Raw genomic sequence first — 14,681 nt, forward strand, 5'->3', positions numbered from 1 at the left:
AAATAGTCCATTGTCTACTTTAGCGGAAAATGCGGGAGCCGACAACCGCAAAGCGAGTTTTCAGTTCGGCTTCAAGCCGTCATCTCCCTTCTGCGGACTATTATTTCGGAAGACTTTTTTCCTATCGAATTTGTCCGTTGACGCTGTTCGGGGAATCCTATAAAGTACATACGTATAACCGCTTATCCGCATGAAACGGAGGCCCCTCATGAAAGCAAGGAAAGCGATCAATATCCCGCTCAGCGAGTACGTGAAGCTGCTGTACGGCTACTTGAAGCCGCAATGGAAGAGCATGCTGTTCCTGATGGTGCTGCTCCTGGCGGCGCTAGGCATGCAGCTGATCAATCCGCAGATCATCCGCTATTTTCTAGATACCGCGCATACCGAGTCCAGCATTCGCCCGCTCCTCTGGGCCGCGGTGCTGTTCATCGGCGTATCGCTCGTACTGCAAGTCGTAACCGTGATCGCCGCCTACATAGGCGAGAACGTGGGCTGGATCGCCACCAACCGGCTTCGCGGAGACGTCGCCGCCCACTGTATGAGCCTGGATCTGTCGTTCCACAAATCGCATACGGCCGGGGCCATCATCGAACGGGTCGACGGAGACATTAATGCGCTTGCGAATTTCTTCTCGAACTTCGTCATTACGCTGATGTCGAACGTTCTTCTGGTCGCCGGCATTCTCGTGCTGCTGTTCCGCGAAGGATGGGTGATCGGGGCGGCGATGAGCGTCTTCGTGGTGCTAGCCATCTATGCGATCAACTATGTGCGTAAGTTCGCGGTTCCTTATTGGGGCAAAATGCGGCAAATGAGTGCGGAATTCTACGGGTTCCTGGGCGAGCACTTGGAAGGCACCGAGGATACGCGCGCAAACGGCGCAACCCCGTACGTCATGCACAAGTTTCACTCGCTGCTCCGCCGCTGGCTGCCGATTCGCCAACGGGCGTTCTACGGCTGGGCGTCGATGTGGATCACGACGTTGATCGTTTTCGCGATCGGCAACGCCATCGCCTTCGCCGTGAGCGCTTATATGTGGGAAGCGGGAGCGATCTCACTCGGTACGGTGTACATGATCTTCTACTATACCGAGCTGATGGCCAAGCCGATCGAGAAAATTCGGACCCAGATGGAAGATTTGCAAAAAGCGGACGCCAGCATCATGCGGGTACGCGAGCTGATGGAGACGAAGTCCGCCATCCCGGACGACGGACCGGGCACCCCGCTGCCGGACGGACCGCTCGGCGTGCGGTTTGATCGGGTCAGCTTCGGTTATGAGGAAGGTGTCACGAACTTGAAGGAGCTGCAGTTCCGGGTAGAGCCCGGCCAGGTGGTCGGCGTGCTGGGCCGGACCGGCAGCGGCAAATCGACGCTCGCCCGCTTGCTTCTTCGGTTCTACGATGTGCGCGAGGGTTCGATCAAGCTGGGCGGCGTGCCGATTCGCGATGCTAGGCTCAAAGATTTGCGGCAGCGTGTGGCGCTCGTGACGCAGAACATTGAGATTTTCCAAGGCACGGTCCGCGACAACCTCACCTTTTTCGACGACTCGATCCCGGATGCGCGCATCGTCGAGGTGCTGACGGAGCTCGGGCTGGACGGCTGGCTGAGCTCCATGCCACATGGGCTCGACACCCAGCTCGAATCGGGCGGCGGCGGCTTGTCCGCGGGCGAAGCCCAGCTGCTCGCGTTCGCGCGCGTCTTCTTGTCCGAGCCGGGCCTCGTCATCCTCGACGAAGCTTCGTCGAGGCTCGATCCGGCGACGGAGCAGAAGATGGAGGCCGCGATCGGGAAGCTGCTGCGCGACCGCACATGCCTCATCATCGCGCATCGGCTCGCGACGATTCAGCGCGCCGACGCGATTCTCATTCTCGAGGAAGGCCGCATCGTCGAGTTCGGCAGCCGCGTGCGGCTGGCCGCCGATTCCGGTTCCCGATATAGCCGGATCCTCTCGGCCGGATTGGAGGAGATGCTCGTATGACGACGTTCCAATTCTTATGGCGGCTCGTGCGTTACCGGCCCGGGATGTACTTCGCGAATGCGGCCGCCTGGTCGCTGATCTACCTGGCTCCGGTGCTGCCGGGTATGGTTACGAAGCTCTTCTTCGATGAGCTGTCCGGCGAATCGGCCTACGAATTCGGCATCTGGATGCTGGTCGTCTTCCTGCTGGCGGCTGCCGTAGCTCGTTCGATCCTGATCATCTTCGGGTTTATCACCGACGTACAGTTCCGGGCCCGCATCGGCGGTCTGCTGCGACGCAACATGCTGAGCCACATCCTGAAGGAGCCGGGTGCCAAAGCGATCCCCGTATCCCCGGGCGAAGCGATCAGCAACTTCCGTGACGACGTCGAGCAGTCCGAGGAGATGGTCAGCTGGTCGGTCGATGCGTTCGGCATGACGACGTTCGCCGTCGTCAGCTTCTTCATCTTGATGAGCATCGACGTGAAGATGACGCTGCTGGTCTTCGTCCCGCTCGTGCTCGTCGTCACGGCGGCGCAGGCGTCTACCGCGATGCTCCAGAAGTACCGGGCCGCTAGCCGCGAAGCGACGAGCCAGGTGACCGGCGCGATCGCGGAGATGTTCGGCGCGGTGCAGGCGATCCAGGTCGCCGGCGCCGAGGACCGCGTCATCGGCCGGTTCCGCCGGCTGAACGACCAGCGCCGCAGCGCGATGCTGAAGGATAAGCTGATGAACCAGGTGCTCGAATCGGTGTTCTCGAACTCCGTCAACATCGGCACCGGGCTCATCCTGCTGCTCGGCGCGCAGGCGATGCGCAGCGGCAGCTTCACGGTCGGCGACTTCGCGCTGTTCGTCTACTACCTGACGTTCGTGACGCAGTTCATCCAGAACTTCGGCAAGTTCCTGACCTACTACAAGCAGAGCGAAGTGTCGAAAGCCCGCATGATCGAGCTGCTGCAGCACGCCCCGGCTTCGAAGCTGACGGAGCCGCACCCGCTCTACCTGCGCGGCGAGCTCCCGCCTCTGGTCGCGCCGGTGCGCACCGAGCAAGACCGGCTGCAGCAGTTGACGGTACGCGGGCTGACGTACCGCTACCCGGAGACGGGTCGAGGGATCGATGACATCGACCTGCACTTGCCGCGTCACTCGTTCACCGTCGTGACAGGTAGGATCGGGTCCGGCAAGACGACGCTCGTCCGGACGCTGCTCGGTCTGCTCCCCCGGGACCGGGGAGCTGTGTTGTGGAACGGCGTCCAGGTGGACGACGCCGGCAGCTTTTTCGTGCCGCCGCGCAGTGCGTATACGCCGCAGGTGCCGCGGCTGTACAGCGACACCTGGCAGCGCAACGTGCTGCTCGGGGCCGACGCGACGCCGGCCCAGCTCGAGGCGGCGATCCGCTCCGCGGTGATGGAGGACGACATCGCGGCTCTCCCAGGCGGGCTGGACACCGTCATCGGCCCGCGCGGGGTGAAGCTGTCGGGCGGCCAGGCGCAGCGCACGGCGGCGGCCCGGATGTTCGTCCGCGGCGCGGAGCTGCTCGTCTTCGACGACCTGTCGAGCGCCCTCGACGTCGAGACGGAGCGCAAGCTGTGGGAGCGCCTCTTCGAGCGGCGGGAGGCGACGTGTCTCGTCGTCTCTCACCGCAAGGCCGCCCTCGCTTACGCCGACCGCATCCTCGTCCTGAAGGACGGGCGCGTGGAGGCCGAGGGCACGCTGGAGGAGCTGCTCGCTACGAGCGAGGAGATGCGCAGGCTCTGGAACGGCGAGGCGGAGTGACCAAATGTAAAAAACGGGAGAAGAAGGAGCGGTGACCGACACTCACCGCTGCTTCTTCTCCCGTTTCTATTCGATCGACTTGTCCGGATCCCGATCGTAGGTCCCTTCACTCCGCACCCCGACGTTCCCGCTCCAATCCTCTTACCCTTCCGTAATATCCGCCCTAAGTTCGCTCGCCACTTCCATCATTTTGGGAATCACCGCTTCATTAGAGCCCGCTACATACAGGTCGCCTTGATAGTGCCGGAACGGGATTTGAGTGTCGCCATACCGCCACATGAAAAAATCCCCTTCAATCGACATCGTGCTGGTCGGCCCTTTTACGGTATACACCCGGGAGTAGTCAAAATCCGGCTTGGCGCCGAAATACTGTAGGCATTCTTCGAGAGAGATGGCGGGATCTGCAATTTCTTGAAACGATCTCGTGATGCGATAACGCTGACTCATGGAATGACCTCCGCTTGGGATTTTCTTGAACTATCAAAATTTGCATTGTTTAAGCCTCTTGCAATTCTAGTTTGCCCACTTGCAGCACGGATGAGAGGGCAACACCGCGTTCATTCCGATTTTGGCACCTAAAACGCGCCTTTGCTTAATGGCAGGGAGTCGGAAACTGTCCGGAGGCGTCGTAGTTCGATTTTTCCGAATTGCAGGGAATCGGAATCGCTGTTTCTGATGAGTAGTTCGATTTCGCCTAATTAGAGCGTACTCGTAGAGCAGACGTGCTGTGAACCAGACCTGCAAGTAGGCGAAATCGAACTGCGTGCGCCTATTTGGGACCACGGCGCCTTGCAATTTCACGAAATCGAATTACATGGGGAACCTAGTGTAATAGCGTCCTCCCTATGTAACTTTTTGCCAAAAGGAGCGTCTATTCTAGAGAAAGGAGTGGAGGCTAGGTTGAAAAAGTTAGGGATCGGATTTGTCGCTGCCGTTTTATTAGGGATTTGTTTATGGGCATTACCCGAACGCAGCCAGGCAGCGGAGCGGAGCGTGAGGGTCACCTTACCGGACTTTAGCGTGAACCTGAACGGAAATCCAGTGGACAACGCATACCGTGAATACCCGCTGCTCGTTTATCAGGACATCACCTATATCCCCATGACTTGGTACGATGCCAGATTGCTCGGCCTTACCGCGAGCTGGTCGCCGGAGGGCGGCTTGAACATCCAACAAAGCCCGGTGACTTCCGTTTACAAGCCCAACTTGACAGAGCGGCGCAACACCGGCGCCTATACGGCCGTAGTTCCCGCTACCGCCGTAACGGTCAACGGGATCACGATCGATAACTCGAAAGAGGAGTACCCTTTATTATCCTTTCGGGATGTGACGTATTTTCCGTTAACCTGGCGGTTCGCCCACGATGCCTTCGGCTGGGATTACCGCTGGGACACTGCTGAGGGGCTCCGCATTACGTCTCAGAACCAGCATCTGCAAACAGTCGGTCTTCCGGCTTACGCCGGGGAAAACGATGTCGCCCTCTTCCATGGCTATTATTATTTCGTGGAGACGACGGCAGACTCCGTGAATCACATTTTCCGAACCCCAGTTCAGCAGCCGTCCAACAAAGAAGAGCTTTATTCGTATGCAGCCAACACATACGTCGGCATGCAAAAGCAAGTTACCTTTCAAGTCCGGGATGGCGCGCTTTGGTTCCGCTATCACTTAGGCGGCGCTACAATGGGAAGCGACTATTTTGTAAAAATCGGCGGCGACGGGAAAGCCGAATTGATTCATAACGGCTACTTGGATTTCCGGGCTACGCGTTTTGGAACGTTGCTCATCCAGCTCGGCACCGCGGCTTTCCGGGGCGGAAATATGTTCTTGCAGCCAGACGGTCAGGACGTCGCTTCTCGCAAACCGGCAGGTGACCCCGAGCTGCACTATGACCTGAGAGTTAGTGAGTTCGGAACAGGCGTAGGAGGCACTTCCACCGCTACGGTGCACGGAGACAATGTGTATATGATCGCTTCGCGAGATAACACTGACGCCAATCACTTGTACCGCATCCGCCTGAAGAACAACGAAACCCAGAAAATCCTGGCTGCCAACGTCGCATCGTTTACGATTCGAGACGATCAACTGCTCTACGTGAAAACGGACACCCGCTCGTTATATGCCGCCTCCCTGGACGGAGTCGGCGAGTTCCAATTGTCCGACCCGGACCGTCCGATATCCTGGTTCGACAGCGTAGGGGGCAACGTTTTTTATACGACGCAGCTGGAAGACAACCGATTCGCACTGTACTGGGCCAATCCGTACGGGGATGATGTGCTCGTCTGGGCCACACCGGTTGCTGAGGTGAAGGCTGCGGGCGATCGGCTCATCTGCCGGCTCCCCGAAGGGGGCGTTGCGGTCCTGGACCCAACGGGCCGTTTGCTGCTGGAGGTCGCGAACCCGGTCTCGCGTATTCTGACTTCTGACGATGGCCTCTTGCTCCAATCCGGCACGGATTCCTCGATCTGGCTCGTTCAGTGAATAAAAAAAGGAGGACCGACGGGTCGTCCCTTCGGTCCCCCTTCCCACATAGCGCCGCTACTCATACCCCGTAGCGTCCGCCGCCGCCAGCTCCAGCTGCAGCTCGCGGTGAATGCGGCCGTTCGTCGCCAGCACATGGCGCACCGGCAGCGAATACGGGCGACCGAGCGTGTCGGTCACCTCGCCGCCCGCTTCGCGCACGAGCAGCGCCCCCGCCGCGATGTCCCAGCTATTCAGGCCGATCTCCCAGAAGCCGCTCAGCCGTCCCGCCGCCACATACGCGAGATGAAGCGCCGCCGAGCCGATAACGCGGGTGTTGCGCACCTTCGGCGCGAGCGCTTGCAAGCCCTTCATATTCACAGGCAGCGTGCTCGTCGTCCCGGCCGGGAAACCGGTGGCGATCAAGCTGTCGCTCAGCTTGGCATCGCCCGAGACCTGCATCCGCTTCCCCTTCAAATAAGCGCCCTTTCCTTTCTCCGCCACGAACAGCTCGTCATGGAACGGGTCGTAGATGACGCCTACGATGACTTCCCCTTTATGCGCTAAGGCAATGGAGACCGAGAAGAACGGGAACCCGTGCACGAAGTTCGTCGTCCCGTCGATCGGATCCACGATCCACAAATATTCCGCACCGCTTACTTCCTTCAGCGCCTGGACCGATGCGTTCGCCCCCGCGCCGACGCCCTCTTCCCCAAGAAAAGCATGCGTCGGGAAGTGCGTCCGGATCAAGTTGCGGATGAGCGACTCCGAGCCCCGGTCGACCTCCGTCACCAGATCCTGCGCCGAGCTCTTCACGTCGAGCATGGCATGCGCGCCCAACTTCAGCTTGATCCACTCCCCGGCCTTCGCCGCCGTGTTGATGGCGACCGCCGTGAAGCTCTTGCTCCCTACTGTATAAACTTCCATATCATCTTTACTCAAGGTCACTCACTCTTTCTATGAATACATGATTGCATGTATGCGATACTCTCACTATATAATATTTTCCCCGCAAAATCCTCAGAGTTTCACCCAAAAACGTTTGTGTTAAGCCACAAAAGGCATAACCCCGCAGCACAGTCAAACACAGCCCGTCAGCCGAGCCCGGACCAGATCAGCTTGATCGCGAGTGCGACCAGCGTAAGCCGCAGCAGCCACAGCAGCCCGTTGCCGCTAATACGCCGCACGATGCGGGCCCCCAGCCAACCGCCGAGCCAAGCGCCCGGAGCCAAAGCCAATACGAGCCAGCCCCCGACATCCCCATGTGCCATGTGGGTGGCGCTGCCCAGGATCGAGGAGAGGAAAATGACGAACATCGACGTCGCGGTCGCCACGTGAGCGGGGTACCGGAACAGCAGCACCATTGCCGGCACGAACAGCGAGCCGCCGCCGATGCCGAACAAGCCGGAGATAAGACCCACCCCGAAGCCGACCGCAAGCGCCGCCGGAATGTTGTAGCCATACTGCGACGTGACGCCCTGCGCATCCGTGAATGTTCGCTGAATCGGCCAGACGACCCGGCTCGGCTTGAGCTTGTTCCGGAAGATGAGCAGCCCCGAGAGGCACAGCATGAACAGGCCGAACACGAGCTGGAACAGCTTCGGCTCGAACAGGTCGGTCAAGGAGGCGCCCAGAATCGCGGCCGGTCCGCTCGTGATGAAATACAGCCAGGCACTCTTGAAATCGACCTTTTTGTCTTTCATGAATGTGAGTGTCGACGAAGCGGCGGTGAAAATCAATACGGTGAGCGAGGTGCCGACCGCCAGCGTCGTCGAGATGTCTTGATCGAGCAGCTGCGGCCCCAGATAAATGAGCGCCGGGACAATGATGATGCCCCCGCCCAGGCCTACGATACTGCCGAATGTCGCCGAAACGACGCCGAGCAGGAGCAGGATGACAAAAGCTGTTGCGGACAAAGGGAGAACCGCTCCTTTCATAAGGATTTCGTTCCGTACACGCGCGAACCAGCTGAAAGCAGAGCATCCGCCCGACAGCTCGTCAGGCGGATGCGCGTAATCCGGTTGCCTTATACTCCTACAATATGATAGCCGTTGTCGACGTAAATCACTTCGCCCGTAATCCCGCGCGACAGGTTGCTCATCAGGAACATGGCCGTGTCGCCGACTTCGGCCGTTTCCGTAGTACGGCGAAGCGGAGCCTTCTCTTCCACCTGTCGGAGGATCGAATTGAAGTCCTTGATGCCCTTCGCGGCAAGCGTCCGGATCGGCCCGGCGGAGATGCCGTTCACGCGGATATTGAACTGGCCGAGGTCGCCCGCCAAGTAGCGGATGCTCGCTTCCAGCGCGGCCTTGGCTACACCCATGACGTTGTAGTTCTTCATCGCGCGCTCGGCGCCGAGGTAGGTCATCGCCATTATGCTGCCGCCTTCCGTCATAAGCGGGTAGACGCGCTGCGCCACCGCTACGAGGGAATAAGCGCTGATGTCGTGGGCCAGGGCGAAGCCGTCGCGGGACGTATCGACGTACAGCCCTTCGAGCTCTTCGCCTTTCGCGAAGGCGATACTATGTACGAAGCCGTGCAGGACGCCGAAATGCTCCTTCAAAGCGCCCGCCAGCGACTCGATCTCGGAGTCGACGGCGACATTGCAAGGCAGCACCAGCGGGGAATTCGGCAAAGTGTCGGTCAGCTTGCGAACCCGCTCCTCCACGCGCTCGTTCTCATACGTGAACGCGAGTCTCGCTCCATGAGCCGAGAGCGCTTGCGCAATCGCCCAGGCGATGCTGCGGTCGTTCGCGACGCCCATGACCAATATATTTTTACCTTCCAGCAGTTGAGTCATTTGTCCCGTTCCCCTCTCCACCACGTAAAAGTCGGCTTGCCGCCGGCGAGACGGATCCTGTTCGCCGGAGCGGCCGAGCCCTACTTTACAACGTACCCCATTTTTCTCCTTAGATCAAGAGGAACTCCCAATTTCTACAATCCGCTAAGAAACCCCACAAAGTGACGTGAGCCTTCGAAGCCTATTCCGGGGCAGAGCCCCTTTGCGGGGACCCCGGGACTTATACTTTCTATATGTTTTAAATGAGCTCCACGGTGGCCGCATCCCGCACCCGAATGCCGCTCGCCTCCTTCAGCTCGTCCATGAGCCGGAATAGCGCGCCATCCTTGCGCTTCGCCTCCAGCATGACGTCCAGCTCGGGGGTGAACAGCCGGATTGAGCGGAGAAACGCCAAAAGATCTTCCGCCCTCACATCGTCCGCATGACCCCGGGGGTCCTTCTCGCTCTTCGGACTGGACATGTGGATTTTGGGCGGGACCCGCTGCCCGACCCACGTATACGCGATGCGCTCCCAGAGCGGCTGGTCCAGCTCCATCCCTCCGCTGTTGACGGCATGATGGTGAAGGTCCAGCACCATAGGCACTCCGATGCGTTCGCACACGTCCAACGTTTCGGCGACCGTGAACGTCTTATCGTCGTTTTCCAGGGTCAGCCTTTCCTTGATTCTCGGGTCCAGTCGTTCGAAGTTGGCGATGAACCGCTTGGCCGCCGCTTCCTTGTCCCCATAAGCACCTCCGACATGGATGTTACACTTCGCGCGCTCGTCGAGCCCCATCGCTTCGAACATCCGCACATGCCGGTCGAGATCGGCTATTGAATGGCGCAGCACCTCGTCCCTGGGCGTACTCAGCACCGTAAAATGATCCGGGTGGAAGCTGACGCGCATGTCATGCTCGACCACATATTCTCCGATGGCGCGGAAGGCCGGTTCCAGCCTGGGGAACGGGTCCCAGCCTTCGCGCTCCAGGTCCTCGTGGCCGATCAGCGGAATCAGCTTCGAGGAGAACCGGTACAGATGGATATCGTGCGCACGATTATGGCGCAGCAGCCGGAGCGTGTTGTGCAGGTTCTCCTCGGCGATCCGTTCCAGCTTGAGGATAGCAGCCTCCCGGTCGGCCAGCTTGCTGAATGTCGTATACGTCATCGTCCTGGACGGCGAAGCGTTCTCTACTACCGTGGACATGGCCACGTATCCCAATCGGACGATCATCGCTCGCCCTCCTTGCGGTTCCGTCAAGTTTAACCTCTCCGCTTACTTTCTCCCAACTCCCCGATTTTCATTTACTTGGCGCTTCTTAATGCTGCTAGATGCTACCTGATGCGCTCAAGCCCGCCCATGTACGGGCGAAGCGCAGCCGGGATGTACACCGTGCCGTCCGCCTGCTGATGATTTTCGAGCAGCGGAATGAGGATGCGCGGCGTCGCGACCGCGGTATTGTTCAGCGTATGCGCGTACTGCAGGCGGCCCTCCCGGTCCCGGTAGCGGATGTTCGCGCGCCGCGCCTGGAAGTCCAGCAAATTCGACGCCGAATGGGTCTCTCCGTAGGCTTGCCGGCTCGGCATCCACGTTTCGATGTCGTACTGCTTGTGCGTCTTCTGCGACATGTCGCCCGTGCATACGGCGACGACGCGATACGGCAGCTCCAGCAGCTCCAGAATATGCTCCGCGTTGGCCGTGATCTCCTGCAGCATCCGCTCCGATACGGCCGCGTCCGCTTCGCACAGCACGACCTGCTCCACCTTGGCGAACTGGTGGACGCGGTAGAGACCCCGCACGTCGCGGCCTGCCGAGCCGATCTCGCGGCGGAAGCAGGCCGTTGCCGCCGACAAGCGCAGCGGCTCGGCCCCCAAGTCCAGCACTTCGCCGCTGCAGTAAGCGACGAGCGGCGCTTCCGACGTGCCGACGAGCCACTTGTCCTCGTCCCGCAGCTCGTACGTCTGCTCCCGGCCGAGCGGGAAGAACCCCGTGCTCGTCAGCGCCTCCTCCCGCACCATAAGCGGCACCTCGAGCAGCGTGAAGCCGCGCTCCGCCAGCACGTCGATCGCCAGCTGCTGGACGGCGCGGTGGAGCTGGGCGCCGGCGCCGCGCAAGTAATAGCTGCGGCTGCCGCCGGCCTTCACCCCGCGCGGGATGTCCAGCAGCCCGAGCCGCTCGCCGAGCTCGACGTGATCGCTCGGCGCGAAGTCGAACTCCGGCGGGCGTCCCACCCGCCGCACTTCCACATTGTCGGCGTCGCTTGCGCCTAGCGGCGTGTCCGCCGACGGAACATTCGGCACCTGCAGCAGCAGCTGGCGGTGCCGGGCGTTCACGAGCTCGAGCTGCGCCTCGAGCTCGCCGAGCACGCGGTTGCCTTCGCGCACCGCGGCCTGCAGGCGCTCGCGCTCGGGCGCGTTGCCCTCGCGCGTCAGCTCCGCAATGCGCTTCGAGTGCGCATTGCGCTCGTGGCGCAGCCGCTCCGTCTCCTGCAGGAGGCGGCGCCGCTCGTCATCGCCGTCCAGCAGCGCTTGGATCGAGACGGCGAGCCCTTTCTGGTCCGCTGCGCGCTGCACCTCCTCGGCATGCTCCCGAATCCATTTGATGTCCAACATGATCGTTCCCTCTTTCCTTGACCCCACAAAGTGAAGTTGGCCTTCGAAGCTGATTCCGATTACTTTGCGGGGACCCCGAGATTTTGTAAGTTTGAACCTAAAAACACAAAAAGCGCCCTCATCCGTTGGGACGAGGGGCGCTTCTACGCTCGCGGTGCCACCCAATTTGACCAACTGCACAGCATGCAGCCGATCCGCTTGGTTATGCCGTAACGGGGCATAGTCCGGCTTACTTAGGGGGTTCCATCTTCGGACATGCAGCTAGGGTAAGCTGAGCCGATTCGCAGGAATCCTGGTCGCAAACGCCTCCGAGTTGGATGCTCTTCATAGGCGGTTTGATCGTGTTCGATTGTTGACGCTTATTATACCTGATAGGCCGGGACTGTTGCAAGGGGCTACTGCTCTCCGAAAAACATCTCGTGCGCAAGCGCCGTCTGCACCTGCGCTTCCTCCTCCGTCAGCCGGCGGACGAGCTCCATCTCCACCTGGGTCACTTCTTCGCCTTGGAAGTTGATCTCCGCGATTGAGGCGACGATTTTCACGATGGCAATCGCCTTGTTCGTCGGCGTGTAGGCGATAACCTTCTGTCCGGTCGGGAAGACGCGGAAGCCGCTTTTCATCATTTTGCCTCGGCCGTATTCCAGCAATTCGTAGAGCTCCTGGTCCGATTTGAATTTGCACACCGAATTGAATTCGGTTTGAAAACCCATGGCTGCACCTCCTAAAAGGAATATAATTGCCTCAAAAGCGACTCAGTCAAACGAATACCGGAGCTGCTGCTTCGCCGCATACCGCTCCAGCGCGAGCCGGATCAAGTCGTCCAACAGCTCGCGGTACGGCTTGCCCGTCTCCTTCCAGAGCAGCGGATACATGCTGAACGGCGTGAAGCCCGGCATCGTATTGATCTCATTAATCAGAATGGCCTGATCCGCCTTGCGAAGGAAGAAGTCCACTCGGGACAAGCCGGAGCCGTCGATCGCCTGGAACGCCCGGATCGCCATCGAGCGAATCTGCTCGCTCAGCTCCTCGGGCAGCTCCGCCGGGATCATCATCGCCGACTTGCCGTCGAGGTACTTGGCCTTGTAGTCATAAAATTCATTGGACGAGACGATCTCGCCGGCCACCGATGCGATCGGGTCGTCGTTGCCCAACACCGCCACCTCGATCTCGCGGGCTTCCACGAACTCCTCGACGATCGCCTTGCGGTCATATTGGAATGCCTCCGCCAACGCCGCGATGAGCTCGTCCCGGTTTCTCGCTTTGGAGATGCCTACGCTGGAGCCGAGGTTGGCCGGCTTGACGAAACACGGATACCCGATCGCAATCTCGATCTCCATGAGGAAGAACGCCTGATCCTTTTCCCACTGGGCTCGAGTAAAGCTGCGGTACACGCACTGAGGCAGCCCTTCCTGCGCGAACATCCGCTTCATCATCGCTTTGTCCATCCCCACGGCCGAAGCGAGCACGCCCGCTCCCACGTAAGGGACGTTTGCCATCTCTAGCATGCCCTGGATCGTGCCGTCCTCGCCGAACGTGCCGTGCAGGAGCGGGAAGATCACATCCAGCTGTCCGCCGGTCGCTTCTCCCGCACTCGCCGCGAGCACGCCGGAGTTGAAAATCGACTGTACCCCCGTTCCCGCTCCAGCCGCCGTCTCCGCCACGGCTCCCGCAATCGCAGGTACGCCGTCCGGCTCGAACTGCAGCAATTCCTTGCGCTCCACCGCTCCGGTCAGCCGGGGTCCGGCTCTCCATTCGCCTTGCTTCGTAATATAGAAGGGATGAATTTCGTATTTCGTATGATCGAATGCCTGCACGACCGCCATAGCGGTCTGTAAGCTCACCTCGTGTTCGCCGGACTTTCCTCCGTAGATCAGACCGACGCGAATTCGTTTGCTCATAGTTACCTCCGCCCATGAATATTGTTCCAGCCGCTGCCTTGCCCCAAGAAGACTAGAACGAATCGAGAATGTGGCAGAAACGGTATCTCGTATTCGGAGTCCAAGCATAAGAATCCTTGTAATCCCAATAACGGTGCTTGCTGTTCACGGTATGCGCATTGACGAGCGGCATTCCGGCCGCATCGATCGCCGTTACGATCGTATTGTGCTGGAACCTGCCGTTGCCGTCCCAGTCGTAGCAGATGACGTCGCCGATCGTTAGCGCGGACGCCTGATCCTTGATTTCGGCTCTCAGCCCCGTTCGGCTAGTCGTCAAATGCGAACATAGACTATGAGCCACCGCCCAGCTGAAGCTCCACAGCTCGCGGTCCTTCGCCGCGCCTTGGTACCACCAGCCCGTTTCCCTCCTACCAGTATAGTTCATCGGCGCTCCCCCTGCAAAGAGGCACTGGGAGACGAAGTTCGTGCAATCCACTTCGAATGCGAGATATTTCGGATTGGCGCCGTTCCACCAAGTGTTGGCATACTCCTGAACTTTGAGCCGATTATAAGGGGTGGCCCGGAACGAGACGTCCAAGCCTTTGGCCGTAATGAGCTGCGGGTTGAGAAAAGGCTGAGATCGCCGCATCGCTTCATAGCGCAGCTGCTCCTCTTCCTGGGCGCGCACGAGCGCTTCCGACGGCGGAGAACCGGGGGACATCCGTTCCGGCACACCTGCGTCTACTTGAGTGATGAGCCACCGATGGCCGAGCTTGGAGACGATGAGACGCTCGTGCTCCCGGCGCTGCTCGGTATGCTTCATTCCCCGCAGCTCATACTCCAGCGTGCGGCGCAGCTCGACGTTGACCTCGACTTGGGCGTCCTTCTCTTTTTCATCCACGGTCCGGAGCACCAGCCCCGTTTCGTTGCGGGTGGGCCGGACTTGCCGCTCGCGATGGCCCATCCTCAGTCGTTTCAAGCGCAGCTCTTGCTTGTGCAAGTAGCGGTCGTCCCGGACAGTGGACACGATCGCGTCTACATCATACCCGACCTCGAGCTGGTTGCGGTTGTGAATGTACTCGTAGATCGTTTTTTTCCAAGTATCCATCTAAGGGACCCCCTACCCGGTATAACAGACATTATTTCATCTATATGTGCCGCATCGGGCAAAGATGATTTCCCGATTACTTTCCATCCCCCGCGGGCATATTAGTGACGATTGTCCGCAG

General features: G+C 59.9%; 12 protein-coding genes. 3 read left to right on the forward strand and 9 right to left on the reverse strand.

The features are described 5' to 3' along the window. The first annotated feature begins 208 nt into the window (after positions 1 to 208). Positions 209 to 1,975: an ABC transporter ATP-binding protein gene (locus ACI5FR_RS01520; protein WP_405449364.1), complete on the forward strand. Its 1,767-nt coding sequence runs from the start codon at positions 209 to 211 to the stop codon at positions 1,973 to 1,975. After that, a complete protein-coding gene (locus ACI5FR_RS01525; RefSeq protein ID WP_405449367.1) occupies positions 1,972 to 3,729 on the forward strand; it encodes an ABC transporter ATP-binding protein in 1,758 nt (585 codons plus the stop codon). Before ACI5FR_RS01520 ends, ACI5FR_RS01525 begins: the two co-directional genes overlap by 4 nt. 141 nt (positions 3,730 to 3,870) lie before the next feature. Here the strand turns inward: ACI5FR_RS01525 and ACI5FR_RS01530 are convergent, their stop codons facing one another. Beyond that, positions 3,871 to 4,176, reverse strand: coding sequence for a hypothetical protein (locus ACI5FR_RS01530; protein ID WP_405449370.1), 306 nt, complete (start codon positions 4,174 to 4,176; stop codon positions 3,871 to 3,873). A 453-nt stretch (positions 4,177 to 4,629) separates the two neighbouring features. Between ACI5FR_RS01530 and ACI5FR_RS01535 the strand changes: the two genes are divergently transcribed. Continuing rightward, positions 4,630 to 6,207, forward strand: a complete 1,578-nt coding sequence (locus ACI5FR_RS01535; protein WP_405449372.1) for a DUF5050 domain-containing protein — start codon at positions 4,630 to 4,632, stop codon at positions 6,205 to 6,207. A 57-nt stretch (positions 6,208 to 6,264) separates the two neighbouring features. Here the strand turns inward: ACI5FR_RS01535 and ACI5FR_RS01540 are convergent, their stop codons facing one another. The 8 genes from ACI5FR_RS01540 to ACI5FR_RS01575 form a co-directional block, all read right to left on the reverse strand. Continuing rightward, on the reverse strand, positions 6,265 to 7,113 hold the full coding sequence (locus ACI5FR_RS01540) for an inositol monophosphatase family protein (RefSeq protein WP_405449803.1): 849 nt from the start codon (positions 7,111 to 7,113) through the stop codon (positions 6,265 to 6,267). A 167-nt stretch (positions 7,114 to 7,280) separates the two neighbouring features. Continuing rightward, positions 7,281 to 8,102, reverse strand: a complete 822-nt coding sequence (locus ACI5FR_RS01545; RefSeq protein WP_405449374.1) for a sulfite exporter TauE/SafE family protein — start codon at positions 8,100 to 8,102, stop codon at positions 7,281 to 7,283. A gap of 110 nt (positions 8,103 to 8,212) precedes the next feature. Further along, entirely contained in the window at positions 8,213 to 8,986 is a 774-nt protein-coding gene (gene fabI / locus ACI5FR_RS01550; protein WP_405449376.1) for an enoyl-ACP reductase FabI, read from the reverse strand. A 238-nt stretch (positions 8,987 to 9,224) separates the two neighbouring features. Continuing rightward, the gene (uvsE, locus tag ACI5FR_RS01555; RefSeq protein ID WP_405449378.1) at positions 9,225 to 10,196 is read right to left on the reverse strand and encodes a UV DNA damage repair endonuclease UvsE; all 972 of its coding nucleotides are present in this window, start codon (positions 10,194 to 10,196) and stop codon (positions 9,225 to 9,227) included. A 101-nt stretch (positions 10,197 to 10,297) separates the two neighbouring features. Continuing rightward, positions 10,298 to 11,575, reverse strand: a complete 1,278-nt coding sequence (gene serS, locus ACI5FR_RS01560) for a serine--tRNA ligase (RefSeq protein WP_405449380.1) — start codon at positions 11,573 to 11,575, stop codon at positions 10,298 to 10,300. Between the two features lie 395 nt (positions 11,576 to 11,970). Beyond that, complete coding sequence (locus ACI5FR_RS01565; protein ID WP_405449381.1) at positions 11,971 to 12,285, reverse strand: hypothetical protein; 315 nt, start codon at positions 12,283 to 12,285, stop codon at positions 11,971 to 11,973. A gap of 42 nt (positions 12,286 to 12,327) precedes the next feature. Beyond that, complete coding sequence (locus tag ACI5FR_RS01570) at positions 12,328 to 13,473, reverse strand: D-alanine--D-alanine ligase (RefSeq protein WP_405449383.1); 1,146 nt, start codon at positions 13,471 to 13,473, stop codon at positions 12,328 to 12,330. Positions 13,474 to 13,525: 52 nt separating this feature from the next. After that, positions 13,526 to 14,560 carry an amidase domain-containing protein gene (locus ACI5FR_RS01575; RefSeq protein WP_405449385.1) on the reverse strand — a complete coding sequence of 345 codons (1,035 nt, stop codon included), beginning with the start codon at positions 14,558 to 14,560 and terminating at the stop codon, positions 13,526 to 13,528. Positions 14,561 to 14,681 lie beyond the last annotated feature (121 nt).

The organism is Paenibacillus sp. HJGM_3, assembly GCF_045062745.1.
In the GTDB taxonomy this organism is placed as follows: domain Bacteria; phylum Bacillota; class Bacilli; order Paenibacillales; family NBRC-103111; genus Paenibacillus_AA.

Coding starts and splice junctions, on each gene's coding strand:
- ACI5FR_RS01520 (WP_405449364.1), top strand. CDS start 209: ATGAAAGCAAGGAAAGCGATCAATATCCCGCTCAGCGAGTACGTGAAG.
- ACI5FR_RS01525 (WP_405449367.1), top strand. CDS start 1,972: ATGACGACGTTCCAATTCTTATGGCGGCTCGTGCGTTACCGGCCCGGG.
- ACI5FR_RS01530 (WP_405449370.1), bottom strand. CDS start 4,176: ATGAGTCAGCGTTATCGCATCACGAGATCGTTTCAAGAAATTGCAGAT.
- ACI5FR_RS01540 (WP_405449803.1), bottom strand. CDS start 7,113: ATGGAAGTTTATACAGTAGGGAGCAAGAGCTTCACGGCGGTCGCCATC.
- fabI (WP_405449376.1), bottom strand. CDS start 8,986: ATGACTCAACTGCTGGAAGGTAAAAATATATTGGTCATGGGCGTCGCG.
- uvsE (WP_405449378.1), bottom strand. CDS start 10,196: ATGATCGTCCGATTGGGATACGTGGCCATGTCCACGGTAGTAGAGAAC.
- serS (WP_405449380.1), bottom strand. CDS start 11,575: ATGTTGGACATCAAATGGATTCGGGAGCATGCCGAGGAGGTGCAGCGC.
- ACI5FR_RS01565 (WP_405449381.1), bottom strand. CDS start 12,285: ATGGGTTTTCAAACCGAATTCAATTCGGTGTGCAAATTCAAATCGGAC.
- ACI5FR_RS01570 (WP_405449383.1), bottom strand. CDS start 13,473: ATGAGCAAACGAATTCGCGTCGGTCTGATCTACGGAGGAAAGTCCGGC.
- ACI5FR_RS01575 (WP_405449385.1), bottom strand. CDS start 14,560: ATGGATACTTGGAAAAAAACGATCTACGAGTACATTCACAACCGCAAC.